The following is a 20,177-nucleotide window of genomic DNA, read 5'->3' as shown; positions in this document are numbered from 1 at the left end:
TAATTTAGATAACACACGAGAAGAGTATAAGTGACAAAAAATCCCTACTGATTAAAGTAGGGATTATAAAGTTTATAAAAAATGCTATAGAGGTAATACTTCCATTGTTGGAACAACAGCTAATAAAACACCAGCTGCTACAGCAGAACCAATAACACCAGCTACGTTTGGACCCATAGCATGCATAAGTAGGAAGTTATGTGGGTCTTCTTCTTGACCAACTTTACTTGATACACGAGCAGCCATAGGTACAGCTGATACACCAGCAGAACCAATTAATGGGTTAATTGGGTTATTTTTATCTATCTTGTTCATTAATTTAGCAATTAATACACCAGTACCAGTACCAATTGAGAAAGCTACCATACCTAATAATAAAATACCTAAAGTATTTAAGTTTAAGAAGTGAGAAGCTTCCATCTTTGATCCAACAGCTAAACCTAAGAAAATTGTAACAATATTCATTAATGCATTTTGCATTGTGTCACTTAATCTTGTTGTAACACCACATTCTTTTGCTAAGTTACCAAATAGTAGAGCACCTAATAAAGGAGTTGCTGAAGGTAATAATAGAGCACATACAAATAGTACAGCAATAGGGAATATGATTTTTTCAACTTTTGATACAGGACGTAATTGTTTCATTTTAATTAAACGTTCTTCTTTTGTAGTTAAAGCTTTCATAATAGGTGGTTGAATAATAGGTACTAATGCCATGTATGAATAAGCAGCAACCGCAATTGAACCTAATAGTTCAGGTTTAAGTCTACTTGTTACATAAATAGCTGTAGGTCCATCAGCACCACCGATAATACCGATTGATGCAGCAGCATGTAAATCGAATGTAATACCAGGGATAAAAGCTAATGCTAAAGCACCTAATAAAGCAATAAAAATACCAAATTGAGCTGCAGCTCCTAAAATCAATGTTTTAGGATTTGCAATTAATGGTCCAAAGTCTGTCATTGCTCCAACACCCATAAAGATAAGTATAGGGAACAGACCTGTAGATAAACCACTATCAAATAATAATTTAATAAAACCAGAAGCACCATTGTTAGGGTCAATACCTGCAATGTATGCTAAAGGGATGTTACTTAATATACAACCAAAACCAATAGTAACTAGTAGTAAAGGTTCAAAGCCTCTTGCAATAGCAAGATATAATAGTAAGAAACCAATTAATATCATTGCTAAATTGCCAAGACCAAATTCGCTACCAGCCATTCCTAGAAAACCAACAATACCGGTTGTTTGCCATAATTGGGATAATCCTTGTCCAATCATATCTAATTATTCTCCTTAGCTGATAACCATTAATTCGTCATCTGCGTTAAGTTGGTCACCTTGACTTACACAAATCTTGCTTACTACACCATCACAAGGTGAGAAAATTTCATTTTCCATTTTCATAGCTTCCATTACCATAACACATTGGTTTTTCTTTACAGCTTCGCCTTCTTTAACATTGAAACGTAAAACTAAACCAGGCATTGGAGCTACAATAGATTCTCCGTTACCACTTGCTACAGGAGCAGCAGGTGTTGCGCTTGCACTTGGTGCTGAAGCTGCAGGTGCTGCACTACCAATAACAACTAAAACATCATCAGCTTGGCATTGGTCACCGTTTTCAGCTTTGATTTCTACAATTGTACCATCACAAGGAGCGAAAACTTCATTTTCCATTTTCATAGCTTCCATTACTAAGATACATTCATTTTTCTTAATTGTATCACCAACTTTTACATTAGTTCTTAAAATTAAACCAGGCATTGGAGCTACAACATTAACATTTTGAGTTGGAGCTGAAGATACGCTTGCACTTGGTGCTGCTTGAGCAATAGCTGCTTCATCAATACCGTCTTTAACTGAAAGAGGATAAGAAACACCATTAACTTTAGCATCGTTTTTACCAACTTTAACGCCATAAGCTTTTCCATTAACAGTAACTGTGAATTCGCCTTTTTTCTTAGCAGCTTCAGCAGCTCTATCAATTTTTCTAACACCGTTAGCTTTTGCTTTACCTGTTAGATATAAGATACCTTTTTCTTTACATGCTGAAGCAATAAAGATATTTTCTTCAGTTGTTTCAAGGTTTTCAGCTTTAAGCATTTTAATAGCAACATCACGACCTTTAGTAGGATCTGCATCATTGATATCAACTACTTTTTTAGTTGTAGGTTCAAGACCTAATTGTTCAGCTGCAATTTTAACAATTTCTGCATCTGGAGCAACAGGAGTTTTACCGAAGTAACCTAATACCATTTTACCGTAACCTTCAGCAATTTTTTTCCAAGGTCCAAACATAACGTTATTGAATGCTTGTTGGAAATAGAATTGAGATACAGGAGTTACAGAAGTACCGAAACCACCTTTTGCTACAGTTTCACCCATTGCATTAACAATAGCAGGATATTTATCCATTAAGTTATTGTCACGAAGCATTTGAGTGTTAGCTGTTAATGCACCACCAGGTAATGGTGAGAAAGGAATATTTGGGTTAACTTTTGAAGCTTCAGGTGGTGTGAAGTAATCTTTCATACATTCTTCAAATACACTTTCAGCTTTTTGAATTTTTGCAATATCAATACCTAAATCATAATCTGTTCCACGTAGAGCGTGCCACATTGTAATGATATCAGGTTGACAAGTACCACCAGAAACAGGAGACATTGATAAGTCAACTTGACTTGCACCAGCTTCAATAGCACTCATATATTGTTGAATTGAAACACCTGCTGTTTCATGACTGTGCATAACAATTTTAACGTCTTTACCTAGAATTTTTCTAGCTCTTTTAATTGTTTCAAAAATTACTTTAGGAGTTGATGTACCTGATGCATCTTTAAAACATACTGAATCAAATGGAATACCAGCATCTAGAATTTGTCTTAGAACTTTTTCATAGAAATCTGGATCGTGAGCACCAGTTGTATTTGGTGGTAGACTCATCATTGTAACTGTTACTTCGTGTTTTAGACCTGCTTCGTGAATAGCTTTACCACTATCAATTAAGTTGTTTACATCATTTAAAGCATCAAAGTTACGGATTCTTGAAATACCGTGCTTTTTAAACATTTGTGCATGTAATTTGATAATGTCACTAGATTGTGAATCTAAACCTACAACATTAACACCTCTTGAAAGTGTTTGTAAGTCAGCATCTGGTCCTGCAACGCGTCTAAATTCATCCATCATGTCAAAAGCATCTTCATTGCTATAGAAATAAAGTGATTGGAAACGAGCTCCACCACCTGCTTCGAAATGATCGATTCCAGCTTCTCTTGCTGCTGCTACAGCAGGCATGAAATCTTTTGTGAATACACGGGCACCGTATACTGATTGGAAACCGTCTCTAAAAGCGGTACACATAAAATCAACTTTCTTTTTCATTAACTTATTCCTTATTTATTCTCGGGACTTTGCAACAGCGGCTGCGATAGCGGCTGCAATTTCTGCGTCAGCACTTGTATTAGGGGTTGCTGCATTTACATTAGTGCCTCTAGTTGCTGTAGCGGTTGCAACTTGAGGTTTTTTTGCTTCAAATTTCTTAACAATAGCACTCATGGCTTTTGTTACGAAAATTAATACAACTAGGAACATTAATACTGTTCCCATACCTAATAGCATGAGTGTGACACCATTCATTAGCTGTTCGACGAGTTGGTCTTTTGGTAATTGTGTCAATAAAATCATACTAACTCCTGATTTATTTTGTATGTATAATAATGTATTTTCGTTAAAAAAATACTCATTAAGTATAATACTGATATGTGCCTATAGTTTCAAGGTATTTTTGCCCCAAAAGTTAATGAATAATTTATTGTATTTTTTTTTCTGATAAGAATATAAGTACTGCAACAAATTGCAACATAAATAGATTTAGATATACCTAAAAACAATACATAAACATTCAACAACGTTCAAAAATAAGCATATTTTAGATTGTAAAGGTTAATAAAAATACAAAAAGATATTATCCTTTTTTTTAGTAAATTGAATTTTTTTTTAATATAATAATCATAACTCTATTGTAGTGATAAAAATAAAAAATACATTTCATTAAATTATGCTATAATATTTTTATATATTCTTTATTAATGAAGTGGGTTATAAGTATGGAAAACAACAAAATGAATAAAAAAGAACTTCTTGATTTAAAAAAAAGAATCGATGAGTTAGAAACTTTAGTTGATGAATTAGTAAAAGAAAGAAATTCTAAAGAATTAACCATGTTGCCATGGATAGGTAATTTAGGACAATGGCAATGGTTAATTGAAAGTAATGAAGTTTTTTTTAATGATAAAAAGGTTACAAATTTAGGATATACTAAAGATGAAATTCCAAAAGATATTGGATTTGAGTTTTTTACGAATAAACTACATAAAGATGATTATGAATATGTAATGCAAAATATGAGAGATCATCTTATGGGGAAAAGAGATGCCTATGAGGTTGAATATAGAATAAAAGCCAAAGATGGAAATTATAAATGGTATTATGATAGAGGTAAAATTACTAAATACGATGAGAATCATAAACCTTTAATGTTAAGTGGTATTGTTTTTGATATTAGTAAGAACAAAAAGATTGAAGATGATTTAAAAATCGCAAATGCTCAACTAAAAGAAATATTAATACATGATGATTTAACAAACACATATAATAGAAGATATTTTAATGAAAGATTAACTACAATAAATAAAACGAAAACTTCTACTCTTGTATTATTAGATTTAGATTATTTTAAAAATATAAATGATGAATTTGGCCATGATGTTGGAGATAAAGTATTAGTAGAAGTTTGTTTAAAAATAAATAAAGTATTAGGTAATCAAGGTCAATTGTTTAGATGGGGTGGTGAAGAGTTTTTTATCTTGTTAGAAAATATTAAATTAAAACAGGCTATAGAAATAACAGAAAAAATCAGAATGTCTATACAAAAATGTCCTTTTAATAAATGTGAAAAAGTTACTGCAAGTTTTGGAATAGTTCAAATAACTGAGAAAGATGATATTAATAGTTTAGTTAGAAAGACTGATGATTTAATGTATAAAGCTAAAAAAGCAGGAAGAAATTGTATTAAGTTCTGAAATTAAAAGAAATAATTGTATTTTTTTTATTTTATAAAAGACAAATGTCAAAAATAACATTATATTTTATATTTGGTTTCTTGCCTTTATAATATATTTTTACTATTCTTTATTAAGAAATAAATTTAGGAGAAAATATAATGTCTCATGAAGGTACACCTGACGAACAAGCTATCCGTGAAGCAAAAATCAGAGAACGCTTAGATCGTATTGGTAGAAAGATAATTGTAATGAGTGGTAAAGGTGGTGTTGGAAAAACTACCGTTACTGTAAACTTAGCTAATGCATTAGTTGATGCTGGAAAAACTGTTGGTATCTTAGATACTGATTTACATGGTCCAAATGTTGCAAAAATGTTGGGATGCGAATCTGGTGCTCTAGAAAGTGCAGATGGGAATAACTTTTTACCTGTAAAAGTTAGAGATGGATTATATGTAGTAAGTCTTTCTTTTGCTCTAAATTCAAGTTCTGATCCTGTAATATGGAGAGGTCCTATGAAAATTGCAGTAATTAAACAATTTTTAGGGGATGTAGAATGGGGAAATTTAGACTATTTATTAATTGATTCACCTCCAGGAACTGGTGATGAACAATTAACAGCAATCCAAGCAATTCCAGAAATGACTGGATCAATTATTGTAACAACTCCACAAGACGTTGCTATATTAGATGCTAGAAAGAGTGTAAACTTCTCTAGAAAATTAAATGTTGCTGTTTTAGGTGTAATTGAAAACATGAGTGGATTAATTTGTCCTGATTGTGGTAAAGAAATTCCTATATTTGGTAAAGGTGGCGGAAAGAAAATGTGTGATGAGATGGATACTCCATATTTAGGAAGTGTTCCTTTAGAAATGCATTTAAGAGAATTTGAGGATGCAGGTCAAAGTACTTTATCTAATAGTCCTGATAGTAAAAGTTCTAAAGCAATTAGAGATATCGCTGCTTTCTTAGATGATAGAATCCAAATTTCAAATGTAACTACAGATTATAAAAATACATCAAAATGCTCTCCATCTTCTTGTGCTTCTTGTTCTAGTAATTGTAGTTCACGAAAAGAGAATTAATGAATATAGATAAATTTAAAATAGGAAATATTGAAGATTATAAACATTTAGTATGGAATGAGAAAAACCGTGATACGGTTATAAATACTCCTATATTTGATTTAATCGAAGTAAATAGAGAATCTAATGAAGGTGTAAATGCTAATTTTTACACCTTAGATTCCCCTGATTGGGTAACTATAATTCCATGGTATGTTAATGAAAATAATATACCATGTTTTGTTATGGTCCAACAGTTTAGACATGGTAGTGCAAAGGTAGTTAGAGAATTTCCAGCCGGTATGGTTGATAAAAATGAAAAAGCAATAGATAGTGCTTATAGAGAACTTCGTGAGGAAACAGCTCTAAGTGCAGATGAAATGAATTTTTTAGCACAAATTAACCCAAATCCTGCAATAATGTCTAATAAAGCAAATTTCTTTTTGGCAAAAAATGTATATAAAATATCAGAAAAACAACAATTAGATCTTACTGAACAGTTAGATGTAATATCTGTCCCTGTCAAAGATGTTATTGATAAAATGGGTAGTGATCCTTTGTATGATAATGGAGTTATGCTAATGGCTCTATCTTTATTTTTAAAAGAAACACAAAAAGATACATCATTGTTATAAAAATTCTATAATTTTCTTTGATAATAGAGTATTATATATATTATGATTGTTGCTATTCTAATTATTATTTTTATTATTATTTTATGGAGCTCAACTTTAGTTTTTTTTAAAGATAGAAATATCAATAATATTGATATTGATGAAACTAAAGTTTTTTCCTCAAAATGTCGAAGCATAATTTTAAAACATGAAATAAAAAAAGACACTGCTGTTTTAATGATTCATGGTTTCTTATCGACTCCAAATGTTTATCAATATAGTGCTCATTCTTTTTTTGAACATGGATATGATTCTTATGCTTATTTATTACCAGGTTTTGGAACTAGTATAGAACATTTTAAGAAAACTAATTTTTCACAATGGTTTAATTACATTTCTACTAGATATGAAGAACTCAAACAAGATTATTCTAATGTTATTATTGTAGGAATAAGTATGGGAGGAGCACTTACCTTAAAGCTTGGAGAAAAATATAGTAATACAGATTTAGAACCTTTAGCTATTGTACCAATTAGTGCTCCAGTTATTTATAATAGTCTTTTAAAAGATAGAAGAATAACAAAATTTAGTTTTTATTTTGCAAGGATTGTTAGTTTATTTAAAAGTTCTTTTAATGCTTCAATTTGTGATAGAACAGAAATTGAAGAAGAAGATGATAATAATAATAATTGGATAGGTTATAATGGTTTATTTTTAAAGCAATCTATGAGTTTAATTAAAGCAGAAAAAAAAATACGTAAGGATTTAAAAAAAATAACATGTCCTATGTTTGTTATCCATAATGTGAGTGATAAAACAGTCCCTTTTTTTAACTTTCCAATTATTGCAAAAGAAAATAATTCTAGATTTTTTGAATCAAAAATAATAAAAATGATTGGCTACAAACACACTATGCATGTATTATTATTATATTATTCAGTTAGAGAAGAATTAACAAACGATATTATTAATTATATAGAAGGATTATTTGATGAGTAAAAGAGAAGATTACATTAATTGGGATGAATATTTTATGGGACTTGCTGTTTTAAGTGGCATGCGAAGTAAAGATCCAAGTACTCAAGTTGGTGCGTGTATTGTTAATGAAAATAAAAAGATTGTAGGAATAGGTTATAATGGTTTTCCTATTGGGTGTAGTGATGATATTTTACCTTGGGATAGAAAAGGGGAATGGTTAGATACTAAATATCCTTATGTATGTCATGCTGAATTGAATGCTATTTTAAATAGCGTTAGTAGAGATTTATTGAATTGTACAATTTATGTTGCTCTTTTCCCATGTAATGAATGTGCTAAGGCTATAATACAAAGTGGTATAAAAAATGTTGTTTATCTAAGTGATAAATATGCTACAGCTGATAATACCATAGCATCAAAAAGAATGTTTGATGCCTCTAAAGTTGTATATCGAAAACTTAATCCTGAACATTTATCATTGTCGATTAATTTGGATGAAAAAAATATATAAAATAAGGATATATTTATGAGAAATAATATTGTTACTATTTTAATAGTTGTATTATTTTTGTTTGTTTCTTGTTCAAGTGTATCAGAAAATAATATGGATTATAAAGATGAATATTTAAATGTTGTTTGTAATATTGATTATGATGAGGGGAAACTATTTGATTTATTAATTTCAAATAAGAGCGATGAAGAAATTGTATTAGTTTTTGCTGAATCAAAAGTTTCAAACGCTGATGGGGATCTTGTTAATTTTATAAGTAAAGAAGAAGCTTTCTCCTCGAACAAAATAATAAATATAAATAACATAACATTAAACCCTAATGAGGGTTATAATAATCAGTATATGGCTTTGGGATATATAAGAAAACAAATATTAAAAAATGAAATTGTTTTAATTCCTTGGATAAATAAAGGTGAATTTTATTTAGAACTTCCTTATATTGTTAATGGTAAGAAACATTATATAAAGGTTAATAAATAATTAGTTTTAAATAAGATAAAAAAACTTGGGTCCTACATTATTAAAGAGCTAAGTTTTTTCATGAGAGTATTAAAAAAAAATTCCCTCTAAGTAATTTAGCAAAATTTATTTGTTTACTTTAGAGGGATTTTATATTTAATACTATTTATTAATTATATCTGTTTTTTTTTGCAGCCTTAATAAAACCATTAAAACAAGGATTTGTATTATTTGGTCTACTCTTAAACTCAGGATGGTATTGAACACCTAAGAAGAATGGGTGATCTTTTATTTCAACAGCTTCAACTAATGTGTTATCAGGGCTAATACCAGTAATTGTTAGTCCTGCATTAACAAGTTCTTCTTTAAAATTATTATTAAATTCATATCTATGTCTATGTCTTTCATAAATTATATCTTCATTATTATATAAATCTTTTAAAACTGTATTATCTATTAATTTACATGGGTAAGCACCAAGTCTCATTGTTCCACCCATATCAGATACACCGATTTGTTCTTCCATTAATGCAATTACAGGATATTTAGAATCTTTATTAAATTCTGTTGAATTTGCATCTTCCCAGTTAAGTACTTTTCTTGCAAAACTCATTACTGCTATTTGCATACCTAAACAAATACCAAAGTAAGGGATGTTTTTTTCTTGTGCATATGTTGCACTTAAAATCATTCCTTCAATACCACGTGTTCCAAATCCACCTGGTACGATAATTCCGTCACAATCTTTAAATACTTTTTCTAAATTATCTTTTGTTAATGTTTCAGAATCAACCCAAGATAAATTAACTGTACAACCAACTTCCCAAGCGCTGTGTTTTAAAGCTTCCATAACGGAAAGATAAGCATCATGAAGTTGTATATATTTTCCAACTAATGAAATATTGATTTCTTTATCAGCTTTATGAATTCTATCAATCATGTTATTCCATCTCTTTAAATCACATTCTCCACATTCTAGATCTAATTCTCTACATACAATTGTATCTAAATTTTCATCATGTAACATTAAAGGTGCTTCATATAATACTTCAAGAGTTTTATTTTCTATAACACAGTCTTTTTTTACATTACAGAATAATGCGATTTTATCTTTTATAGATTCTTCTAAAGGCATATCACTTCTTGTAACAATGATGTCAGGGAAAATACCTGTTGTCATTAGCTCTTTTACTGAGTGTTGTGTTGGTTTACTTTTATGTTCATTACTACCACTTAAATAAGGTACTAATGTAACATGGATGAATAAGCAATTTTTATGACCAACTTCGTGGCTGATTTGTCTAATAGCTTCTAAAAAAGGTTGAGATTCGATATCACCTGTTGTACCACCAATTTCAGTGATAACTACATCTGCATTAGCTTTTTTTTCAACTGAATAGATGAAATTTTTAATTTCATTAGTAACATGAGGAATAATTTGAACAGTAGAACCTAAATAATCACCACGTCTTTCTTTTTCAAGAACATTAAAATAACATCTTCCACTTGTAAGGTTCGAAAATTTATTAAGGTTTTCATCTATAAATCTTTCATAGTGTCCTAAGTCTAAGTCTGTTTCTGCTCCATCTTCAGTTACATAAACTTCTCCATGTTGAAAAGGACTCATGGTTCCTGGGTCGACGTTCATATATGGATCTAATTTTTGAGCAGTAACTTTAAGACCACGATTTTTTAAAAGTCTCCCTAGTGAAGCCGCAGTAATACCCTTACCAAGGCCTGAAACTACTCCTCCAGTCACAAAAATATGCTTAGCCATTTCTTACTCCTAATATATAATTATTGTTGATATGTTTTTAGAATTTCTATAGCAATCTCGCCTTTGCTTCTTCTTTGATCCATAGCTCTTTTTTCAATATATCTATGGGCCTGTTGTTCATTAAATTTAAGGCGTTCAATTAATAGAAATTTTGCTCTATTTACTATTTTTATTTCATCTAATCTTTTTCTTAATTTTTTATTCTCATCAGCAACTCCTCTTAACTTAATAGAAAGAGAATTCGCTAGAACAAGACTTTGGAATAATAATAAAGAATTTAGGGGTTTGCCTAGTACTAAAGTGCCATATTTATAAACTCTTGATGCAATATCTCCGAGATATCTTTCAGCAACCAATAAAAAAACTGTAGAATTAGTATCTTTTGAAAGGCTTATTGCTAAATCAATACCATTTTCATCATTTAACGGAGTGTCAATTATTACTATATCAAAATCTTTAGATAATGTTTCTTGTCTTGCTTTACTGCATGAAAAACAAGAGGTCATTGAACCTTTCACTCCATTATTTGTAAGAAGTGATTTTAAATTCATATGACCTTTTCCATTTGATGATACTAATAAAATTTTTTCAAATTCAAACACTATTAATGTTCCTTATTATTTAATAAATAGGGAAATACTTTTCCTCGGTTATTTTTTTAGTTTCTTTGCTTTCTGTATATTCTTTAAGCTCTTTTTCCTTAATCTTTATATAAGTATATAAAAGGTTATTAGGTAAAATTTCTTTTAAGAAGGTACTTTTTTTTGCTAATTCAATTGCTTCTTGCATTGATAAAGGAAGAGTTTCTCCAAGTATTTTATCAAATGCATTTCTTTTTATTTCAGCTGGGGGTTCAATTTTATTTTGAATACCTTTAAGAGCTGCTTCACAAATTAAAGTAAAAGCTAAATATGGGTTTGCAGTAGGATCCGGAGTTCTAACTTCTAATCTACTATATCTTCCTTTAGCTTTTGGTATTCTAATCGTTGTTGATCTGTTCCCAAAGCCCCAACCAATTTGAATTGGCGATTCAAACTGTCCTAATCGGTTATATGAGTTATATATAGGAGATGTGAAAATTGTCATCTCTTTTAGATATTTTAATATACCTCCTATCATATAATCTCTTATTTTTTCATTCTGCAATTCATTATTAACCTTAACACTCATATTTACATGCATTCCATTACCACTTTTATTTTCAAGTGGTTTTGGTAAGAATGAGGCAAATAAACCATTCAATGTAGCAGTGGATTTAACAACACTTTTAAATGTGATTAAATTGTCCGCTGAATTAAGTAATTCTCCATATGAAAAATCAATTTCCATTTGGCCTGGACCACTTTCATGATGAGATCTTTCAGTATGAAAATTCATTTCCTGTAGTGTTAAGCATATTTCTCTTCTAATGTTTTCACCTTTATCATTAGGTGCTATATCTAGATATCCACCTCTATCTAAAGGTTTAAATGTAGGCTCTCCATTATCATCTAATTTAAATAAGTAAAACTCACATTCACTCCCTATTCTAAAAGTGTATCCTAAATTTAGAGATTTTTTTTCAAAATTTTTAATTAATGCTCTAGCATCATTTTCAAAAGGTGTATTGTCTGGATATTTTATATCACAAAACATCATAACAACTTTTCCGCTAGAAGGACGCCATGGTAAAACTTGAAGAGTATTAGGATCTGGGAAAAGTAATAAATCACTCTCTTCAACATTTAAAAAACCTTTTACAGAAGAAGCATCAAAAGAAATACCAGTTGTAAATGCTCTATCTAATTCATCGCTACTAATGGATATATTTTTTAAATTACCTAATAAGTCACAAAAAGCTAATCTAATAAATTTTACATTATTTTCTTCTATAAAGTTTGAAATTTCATATTGCATATTAGCCATGGGCCCTCCCTTTTTCTAAACAGTTGTATAGTGCTGTTTATATGGTAGTGTAGAATTCGGTTCTAATATATAGAAGTTTGCATTAAATACGTCCTCTTTGTCAAATGAAAACTCTTTGCAAAATTGATTAATATCTGCTTTTATAAGCTCTAAATCTTTTTTCTTTGCTTTTCTTGTAACAACTTGTTTTGGTAAATCTTTTGGTAATTCATTAGTTCTTAAATAAATTTTTCCTCCATGCATACCTGTTCCACAAAAATTTCCCACAGGGCATTTCCCTTTTTGATTAAGTCCTAAAACGATGATTTTACCACCTGCTAAATATTCTCCTAAGAAACTTCCAGCTTTATCTCCAATAATGATAGTAGGTTGTTCCTCTTTATATGCTTTCATATGAATACCAGCTCTATAACCAGCTGATTCTTTAATGAAAAGTTTACCACCTCTCATTGAATATCCTGCTGTATCTCCACAGTTACCATGAACTATTATTTCACCTTTATTCATGGTATCTCCTGTTGCATCTTGGCAATCATTTTCTACATAGATTTTACTACCAGAATCAAGACATGCGCCTAGTGCATTACCAGGAATACCTTTAATGTTTATTTTTTTGTTTTTCATTCCTGCAGCGATAAATCGCTGACCATGTACATCTTCTAATTCAAAATCATTTTCATTCTCGTTTCTAATTAGTTGGTTAAGTTGTTTAAAACTCATATGATTAACTGTTATTTTTTGCATAATATCTCCTGATTGTTAAAAGCTATTCGCCTGCATGTTGGATTCCTAGAATTTCTAGTTCCTTTTCACTTAATCCAATTCCTCTAAGCATAAGTCTATTACCTTTTAATGCTTCAATTGAATTAATTCCCATACCACCCATCATTTCTTTGATTTCTCTTTTCCAAGCTGTAATTAGGTTAACTAAGTTCTTACATCCTTCTTCTGGGTCCAATCTATCTGATAACTCTTTTACTTGAGTCGCAATACCCCAGTTACATTTACCTAAGTGACAGCTTCTACATAAATGACAGCCAAGTGCTATTAATGCACTAGTTGAAATGTATACAGCATCAGCACCTAATGCTAAAGCTTTAATTACATCTGCAGAAGATCTAATAGTACCACTTGCAACTAAACTTACTTCATTTCTAATCCCTTCTTCTCTAAGTCTTTTATCTACAGAAGCTAGGGCTAATTCAATCGGGATACCTACGTTATCTCTTATTCTAAGTGGTGCAGCTCCTGTACCACCTCTAAATCCATCTATAGCAATTATATCTGCACCACAGCGTGCAATTCCACTAGCAATAGCACCAACATTATGAACAGCGGCGATTTTAACAATAATTGGTTTTTCATAATTTGTTGTTTCTTTTAGCATATAAACCAATTGTCTTAAATCTTCAATTGAATAGATATCATGGTGAGGAGCTGGGGATATAGCAGCACTTCCTTCAGGAATCATTCTTGTTTTTGAAACTTCTTTAGTAATTTTTCTTCCAGGTAGGTGTCCACCAATACCAGGTTTAGCACCTTGTCCCATCTTTATTTCAATTGCTTTACCAGCTTTAAGATAATCTGGATGAACTCCAAATCTACCTGAAGCTACTTGAACTATAGTGTTTTCTCCATAAACATAGAAATCTTCATGTAATCCACCTTCACCAGTGTTATAAAAAATTCCTAATTCTTTAGCAGCACAAGCTAATGATTTGTGGGCATTATAACTAATGGAGCCATAACTCATACCACCAAACATTATAGGAATACTTAATTCCATTTGTGGTTTAGTGTCAGTAATAATATTATTGTTTTCATCAAATTCAATGTCTAGTTTTTTCTTTCCTAAGAAAGTTCTAGTTTCCATTGGTTCTCTAAGTGGATCAATAGATGGGTTAGTAACTTGAGAAGCATTAATTAAAATTTTGTCCCAATATACTGGATATTCTTTTGGTGTTCCCATCGATGAAAGTAATACTCCACCAGTTTGCGCTTGACGATAAATATTAGTTATATCATGTTGGCTCCAGTTGGAATTTGTCTTAAAACAATGATCTGATTTTACTATTTTAAGTGCATGTGTTGGGCATACTGCAACACATCTATGGCAGTTAACACATTTAGATTCATCACTTAACATTACTTTAAGTTTTTCATCATAGTAGTTAACTCCGTTTGAACATTGTTTTTCACACAATCTACAATTTATACATCTATTTTGATCTCTTATTACTTCATATTCACTTTGAATTAAATTTACTTTCATAATTTATTGTACCTCCTTTTCTAGTTCAACAATGTAAGGTTCCCCACCTTTAGGGAAATATATTGAATCTAGATCTGGAGCTATAACTCTAATAGCTTCTTCTTCACTAGCCATGTAAACCATGTCATCTTTTTCACCAACAACAAGAGATCTAAGTTTTAATCTATCATTTAGAGCCATAAGACCATTTTCATATCCTACAATAATCGAAAAAGGTCCAGTAACTAGAAAGCTTTCATAGTTATTTCTTAAATATTTATATTCTGCTTTTTGTTGTTCATCCATTCTTTCTATTGTACTCCAGAATGGAGCTGCTAAAATATGAGCTACTCTTTTTAAATCAATTTTCTTTTTTCTGTTTAAGAAATCAATCATATAAGTGATTACTTCTGTATCTGTTTGAAGAGTACATTTATAGCCAAACATTTCTATGTAACGTCTATTTGCATCATAACTAGAAATTTCACCGTTATGTACTACTGAATAATTTAGTAGAGAAAATGGGTGAGCGCCTCCCCACCAACCAGGAGTATTAGTTGGGTATCTACCATGAGCTGTCCAGCTGTATCCACTATATTCTTCAAGCTTATAAAATTCTCCAACATCTTCAGGATAACCTTGAGCTTTAAATACCCCCATGTTTTTCCCGGATGAAACAATATATGCTCCTTTGATTCTTGAGTTTACTTTTATTGTGCATCTTGCAACATATTCATCTTCTTTTAATTGGCTTTCTGCAAGCTTAGTTGGAAGAGGAGCTAAGAAATATCTCCAAATCATTGGTTCATCTGTGATAGAAGGAATTTTTCTTGTTGGTATTTTTGATAAGTTAATCATATCAAAATGTTCTTCTAAAAAATCCATGCATTCTTTTTTTGCAATAGAATCCATGTAGAAAATATGGAAAGCATAATATTCTTTATATTCAGGATAAATTCCATAACCTGCAAATCCACCACCTAATCCATTTGATCTATTATGCATTACTCTTATAGAATCAATAGCAGTTTGACCTGAAAATCTCTTTCCCTGTTTTGAGAAAATACCACTAATTGCACAACCAGAGGGTATTCTTATTTCTCCTTCTTTTTTAATTCGGTCCATTACTTTTCTCCTTCTATGATTTATTATCAAAAGGCCTAAAATGAAAAAACGTCCGCAGTATCCCTATACTACGAACGTCTTTGTTCAATCTTTTTTTATATTTTAATTTTTAATTCATGCTTATTAAGACCTCATTGTCTTGTTTTGATATTATTAATTTAAGGTGATTTTGTCTAGCATTTTAGATATATTTATAAATAAAATATGTAAATTTATGCATAAAATGTATATTTAAAAAAATACTTTTTATTTTAATTTGTTTTATTATAATGAATTAATAAAATAATCTATATCTTTTTTATTTAAATAAATCTATTTTAGGTTGACAAAAATATTTTAATGTTGTATTTCTTAGATAACAGCAAAGGCGCTGTAGTTCAATTAGAGCTACAGTGTCTTTTTTTTATTTTAATCGTACGGTTGGAAAAAATTATAAAAAAATTGAGAGAGGTGCACAGGATATGCAAAAAATAACTGATTATTATGGATCAATGGTTTTTGGCGATGATGCTATGAGAGATAGATTGCCAAAAGATGTTTATAAAGCTTTAAAAACAACAATCAGAGAAGGTAAAGAAATAGACTTAAATATTGCAAATTCCGTTGCACATGCAATGAAAGAATGGGCTTTAGAAAAAGGCGCAACACACTTTACTCACTGGTTCCAACCAATGACAGGAATTACTGCTGAAAAACATGATTCTTTTATTACACCTACTAAAGATGGTAAAATGATTTTATCATTTTCAGGTAAAAATTTAATTTCAGGTGAACCTGATGCTTCTTCATTCCCTTCAGGTGGTTTAAGAGCTACTTTTGAAGCTAGAGGTTATACTGCATGGGATCCAACAAGTTACGCTTTTATTAAGGAAGAAACTTTATGTATTCCAACAGCATTCTGTTCTTACAGTGGTGCTGTACTAGATAAAAAAACTCCTTTATTAAGAAGTATGGAAGCTATTGATAAAGAAGCAAAAAGAATTTTAAAATTATTTGGACATGAAGTAGGTAGAGTACAAACTACTGTTGGTCCTGAACAAGAATATTTCTTAGTTGATAAAGAAGTATATAACAAGAGAATTGACTTGAAATATACAGGTAGAACTCTTTTAGGTGCTAGACCTCCAAAAGGTCAAGAATTAGATGATCATTATTTTGGATCATTAAAACCTAGAGTAAGTGCATTCATGCAAGAGTTAGATAAAGAATTATGGAAACTTGGTATCTATGCTAAGACTCGTCATAATGAAGTTTCTCCAGCACAACATGAATTAGCTCCTGTATTTACAACTACTAATGTAGCTTGTGACCATAACCAATTAACAATGGAAATCATGAAAAAGGTTGCAGATAAACATGGTATGGTTTGTTTATTCCATGAAAAACCTTTTGCAGGTTTAAATGGTTCAGGTAAGCATAATAACTGGTCAATTTCTACTGATACAAATATGAACTTATTAGAACCAGGTGTTAATCCAAAAGATAATGCTCAATTCTTACTATTTTTAGTAGCAGTAATCAAAGCAGTTGATGAATATCAAAACTTATTAAGAGCTAGTGTGGCATCTCCGGGCAACGACCACCGTTTAGGTGCAAATGAAGCTCCTCCTGCAATTGTAAGTATGTTTATTGGAACAGATTTACATGAAATCTTAGAAGCAATTGCATCAGGAAAAGAACTTGATAAGATGAAGAAAGAAAATATGATTCTTGGTGTTGATGTATTACCTGACTTTGTAAAAGATACTACTGATAGAAATAGAACATCACCTTTTGCTTTTACTGGTAATAAGTTTGAACTTAGAATGTTAGGAAGTTCTGCTAGTGTATCAACTCCTAATACTGTATTAAATACAGCTGTTGCTAAAGTATTAAAAGGTTTTGCAGATGAATTAGAAGGTGCAGATGATTTTACAACTTCTTTAGATGCTTTAATTAAGAGAACTTATAAAGAACATAAGAGAATCGTATTTAATGGAAATAACTATAGCAGTGAGTGGGTTACTATGGCTGAGGAGAGAGGCCTAAGTAATTTAAAAACTACTGTTGAAGCTGTTGGAGCATATACAGAAAAGAAAAATATTGATCTATTTGAAGAGTTTAAAGTATTAAGCTCAGCAGAATTGTATAGTAGAGCTAATATTTTATTTGAAAATTATGCTAAGACGATTAACATTGAGGCTTTGACTTTGATTGACATGGTTAGAAAGATGATTATTCCAGCTTGTAATAAATATTTAAATAATCTTGCTGATGAAGTATCTAAGGTAAAATCAGTTTTACCAACCATAGATCTTAAATCACAGTTGAGCTTAATGGAATCGATCGCTCAATTAGTAAATTGCTTGAGTGATAAATTAATGTTATTAGATGATGTATTGATTAATGCAAGATCTGTCGAGGATGAAAAAGAACAAGCTATTTTATTCCAAGATAAAGTATTTACATTAATGAATGAAATCAGATCTTTTGCTGACGAATTAGAACTTATCGTCGATAAAGAATGTTGGCCAATGCCAACTTATGGAGAGCTTTTATATTCGGTATAATACTTGTTGTATTATTAGTGAATATGTTCAATTTTTTTAGTTTTTGGTTGCTGCACTGTTAGTGCAGCAACCTTCTAGATTTTTAGACAAACAAATAAGATAATAGTATTTTTACTATTGAGGAGAACAAATTATGTGTGGTTTTGTTGGAATGTTTGATATAGAAGATGATTCTTCTTTATACCGTGAAAAAGTGTTAAAGATGTCTAAGAAGATTAGACATAGAGGACCGGATTGGTCTGGTATATATCAAGGTGAAAAAGTTATTTTATCTCATGAACGTTTAAGTATTGTTGACCCTTTATCTGGACAACAACCTTTATATTCTAAAGATAAAAAGATTATATTAGCTGCTAATGGTGAAATTTATAACCATTTAGAGTTAAGAGAAAAATATTGTAAAGATTATGAGTTTTTAACTGATAGTGATTGTGAAATTATTCTTGCTTTATATACTTTAAAAGGTAAGGATTTTATTGAAGACTTAAATGGTATATTTGCTTTTGCTTTATATGATAGTGAAAAAGATTTTTATCTTGTTGCTAGAGACCATATGGGTATTATTCCTTTATATCAAGGTTGGGACACAGAAAATCATTATTATGTTGCAAGCGAATTAAAAGCTTTAGAAAAAGCTTGTCCTTCTGTTTGTACTTTCCCACCTGCAAGTGTTTACGATAGTGAATCAAAAGAATTGGTTACTTGGTATAAACGGGATTGGATGGAATATGACAATGTTAAAGATAATGGTGGAAGCCCTCAAACAATTAGAGTTGCTTTAGAAGAAGCAGTAAAAAGACAGCTAATGTGTGATGTACCTTATGGTGTATTACTTTCAGGTGGTCTTGATAGTACTATTGTATCTGCCATTGTTGCAAAATACTCAGAAGCTAGAGTTGAATCTAAAGATACAGAATCTGCTTGGTGGCCAAGATTGCATAGTTTTGCAATTGGATTAGAAGGCTCTCCAGATTTAGCAGCAGCACAAATTGCAGCAGATTATTTAGGTACTGTACACCATGAAGTTCACTTTACTATAGAAGAGGCATTAGATGCAGTTGAAGATGTAATTTATCATTTAGAGACTTATGATATTACAACTGTTAGAGCTGCTACTCCTATGTATTTATTAGCTAGAGTTATTAAATCTATGGGTATAAAAATGGTTCTTTCTGGTGAAGGTAGTGATGAGTTATTTGGTGGTTATTTATATTTCCATAAAGCTCCAAACAAAAAAGAATTCCATGAAGAAACAGTTAGAAAATTAAGTAAATTACATTTATATGATTGTTTAAGAGCTAATAAATCTTTAGCAGCCTGGGGTGTTGAAGGTAGAGTCCCTTTCTTAGATAAAGAGTTTATGGATGCTGCAATGAGAATTAATCCTGAACTAAAATTATGTAATGATAGAATAGAAAAATGGGTATTAAGAGAAGCTTTTAAAGATATAGTTCCTGAAGAAGTATGTTGGAGACAAAAAGAACAATTCTCTGATGGAGTTGGTTATTCTTGGATTGATAGTTTAAAAGAACTAACAGATAGAGTAATAACAGACGTTCAGTTTGCAAATATCAAAAACAGATTCCCAATTAATACACCTGCAACTAAAGAGGAAGCTTATTATAGAATTCTATTTAATAGACATTTTAAGAGTGAAGGTGCTGCTTATACAGTTCCTCATGAAGCATCCGTTGCATGTTCAACAGCTACAGCCCTTGAATGGGATGAAAGCTTTAAATTGATGAATGAGCCTAGCGGTAGAGCTGTTAAAACAGTTCACGAAAAAGCTTATACATAAAATCTTATTTGTTCTCTTGTCCTTTTATTATCTATTAATAAAAGGGCATTTTTTTGTCTTTATATTTATAATTT

At 30.6% G+C, this 20,177-nt stretch carries 17 protein-coding genes; 8 read left to right on the top strand and 9 right to left on the bottom strand.

All coding sequences use genetic code 11. From position 1 onward, the window contains the following. Positions 1 to 84: 84 nt before the first annotated feature. Genes ACPKM0_RS10890 through ACPKM0_RS10880 form a run of 3 tightly spaced genes read right to left on the bottom strand, consistent with a single transcriptional unit; the run spans position 85 to position 3,648 of the window. On the bottom strand, positions 85 to 1,287 hold the full coding sequence (locus ACPKM0_RS10890; RefSeq protein WP_472475889.1) for a sodium ion-translocating decarboxylase subunit beta: 1,203 nt from the start codon (positions 1,285 to 1,287) through the stop codon (positions 85 to 87). Between the two features lie 15 nt (positions 1,288 to 1,302). Beyond that, a complete protein-coding gene (locus ACPKM0_RS10885) occupies positions 1,303 to 3,393 on the bottom strand; it encodes a biotin/lipoyl-containing protein (RefSeq protein WP_472475887.1) in 2,091 nt (696 codons plus the stop codon). A gap of 15 nt (positions 3,394 to 3,408) precedes the next feature. Further along, positions 3,409 to 3,648, bottom strand: coding sequence for an OadG family protein (locus tag ACPKM0_RS10880; RefSeq protein WP_472475885.1), 240 nt, complete (start codon positions 3,646 to 3,648; stop codon positions 3,409 to 3,411). A gap of 470 nt (positions 3,649 to 4,118) precedes the next feature. On the opposite strand from ACPKM0_RS10880, the gene ACPKM0_RS10875 reads away from it, so the two are divergent. The 6 genes from ACPKM0_RS10875 to ACPKM0_RS10850 all read left to right on the top strand — a co-directional run bounded on the left by ACPKM0_RS10875 (position 4,119) and on the right by ACPKM0_RS10850 (position 8,719). After that, positions 4,119 to 5,093, top strand: a complete 975-nt coding sequence (locus tag ACPKM0_RS10875) for a sensor domain-containing diguanylate cyclase (RefSeq protein WP_472475883.1) — start codon at positions 4,119 to 4,121, stop codon at positions 5,091 to 5,093. A gap of 140 nt (positions 5,094 to 5,233) precedes the next feature. Then, the gene (locus ACPKM0_RS10870) at positions 5,234 to 6,157 is read left to right on the top strand and encodes an Mrp/NBP35 family ATP-binding protein (protein ID WP_472475882.1); all 924 of its coding nucleotides are present in this window, start codon (positions 5,234 to 5,236) and stop codon (positions 6,155 to 6,157) included. Then, positions 6,157 to 6,771 (top strand): NUDIX hydrolase, encoded by a 615-nt coding sequence (locus tag ACPKM0_RS10865; RefSeq protein WP_472475880.1) that lies wholly within the window; start codon positions 6,157 to 6,159, stop codon positions 6,769 to 6,771. The genes ACPKM0_RS10870 and ACPKM0_RS10865 overlap by 1 nt, the downstream gene beginning before the upstream one ends. Before the next feature lie 42 nt (positions 6,772 to 6,813). Beyond that, positions 6,814 to 7,749, top strand: a complete 936-nt coding sequence (locus tag ACPKM0_RS10860) for an alpha/beta hydrolase (protein WP_472475878.1) — start codon at positions 6,814 to 6,816, stop codon at positions 7,747 to 7,749. Next, a complete protein-coding gene (locus ACPKM0_RS10855) occupies positions 7,742 to 8,239 on the top strand; it encodes a deoxycytidylate deaminase (RefSeq protein ID WP_472475876.1) in 498 nt (165 codons plus the stop codon). The genes ACPKM0_RS10860 and ACPKM0_RS10855 overlap by 8 nt, the downstream gene beginning before the upstream one ends. Before the next feature lie 15 nt (positions 8,240 to 8,254). After that, positions 8,255 to 8,719 (top strand): hypothetical protein, encoded by a 465-nt coding sequence (locus ACPKM0_RS10850; protein ID WP_472475875.1) that lies wholly within the window; start codon positions 8,255 to 8,257, stop codon positions 8,717 to 8,719. A 148-nt stretch (positions 8,720 to 8,867) separates the two neighbouring features. On the opposite strand, the gene ACPKM0_RS10845 is transcribed toward ACPKM0_RS10850, so the two are convergent. The 6 genes from ACPKM0_RS10845 to ACPKM0_RS10820 are packed head-to-tail and all read right to left on the bottom strand — an operon-like array spanning position 8,868 to position 15,756. Next, the gene (locus tag ACPKM0_RS10845) at positions 8,868 to 10,475 is read right to left on the bottom strand and encodes a CTP synthase (protein WP_472475873.1); all 1,608 of its coding nucleotides are present in this window, start codon (positions 10,473 to 10,475) and stop codon (positions 8,868 to 8,870) included. Between the two features lie 20 nt (positions 10,476 to 10,495). Beyond that, positions 10,496 to 11,077 carry an ANTAR domain-containing response regulator gene (locus ACPKM0_RS10840; protein ID WP_472475872.1) on the bottom strand — a complete coding sequence of 194 codons (582 nt, stop codon included), beginning with the start codon at positions 11,075 to 11,077 and terminating at the stop codon, positions 10,496 to 10,498. Between the two features lie 19 nt (positions 11,078 to 11,096). After that, positions 11,097 to 12,380 (bottom strand): glutamine synthetase family protein, encoded by a 1,284-nt coding sequence (locus ACPKM0_RS10835; RefSeq protein ID WP_472475870.1) that lies wholly within the window; start codon positions 12,378 to 12,380, stop codon positions 11,097 to 11,099. Between the two features lie 15 nt (positions 12,381 to 12,395). After that, a complete protein-coding gene (locus tag ACPKM0_RS10830) occupies positions 12,396 to 13,124 on the bottom strand; it encodes a GltB/FmdC/FwdC-like GXGXG domain-containing protein (RefSeq protein WP_472475869.1) in 729 nt (242 codons plus the stop codon). 22 nt (positions 13,125 to 13,146) lie between these two features. Then, entirely contained in the window at positions 13,147 to 14,652 is a 1,506-nt protein-coding gene (locus ACPKM0_RS10825; RefSeq protein WP_472475868.1) for a glutamate synthase-related protein, read from the bottom strand. A 3-nt stretch (positions 14,653 to 14,655) separates the two neighbouring features. Beyond that, a complete protein-coding gene (locus tag ACPKM0_RS10820) occupies positions 14,656 to 15,756 on the bottom strand; it encodes a class II glutamine amidotransferase (RefSeq protein ID WP_472475866.1) in 1,101 nt (366 codons plus the stop codon). A gap of 461 nt (positions 15,757 to 16,217) precedes the next feature. Here ACPKM0_RS10820 and ACPKM0_RS10815 point away from each other — a divergent pair, with 461 nt between their 5' ends. Together ACPKM0_RS10815 and asnB are read left to right on the top strand one after the other, a co-directional pair. Continuing rightward, positions 16,218 to 18,305 (top strand): glutamine synthetase III family protein, encoded by a 2,088-nt coding sequence (locus ACPKM0_RS10815; protein WP_472475865.1) that lies wholly within the window; start codon positions 16,218 to 16,220, stop codon positions 18,303 to 18,305. 133 nt (positions 18,306 to 18,438) lie between these two features. Then, the gene (gene asnB, locus ACPKM0_RS10810; protein WP_472475863.1) at positions 18,439 to 20,103 is read left to right on the top strand and encodes an asparagine synthase B; all 1,665 of its coding nucleotides are present in this window, start codon (positions 18,439 to 18,441) and stop codon (positions 20,101 to 20,103) included. Positions 20,104 to 20,177 lie beyond the last annotated feature (74 nt).

It is taken from the genome of Pleomorphochaeta sp., assembly GCF_050031695.1.
Lineage (GTDB): Bacteria > Spirochaetota > Spirochaetia > Sphaerochaetales > Sphaerochaetaceae > Pleomorphochaeta.
This window is presented reverse-complemented; position numbering and strand designations above follow the sequence as displayed.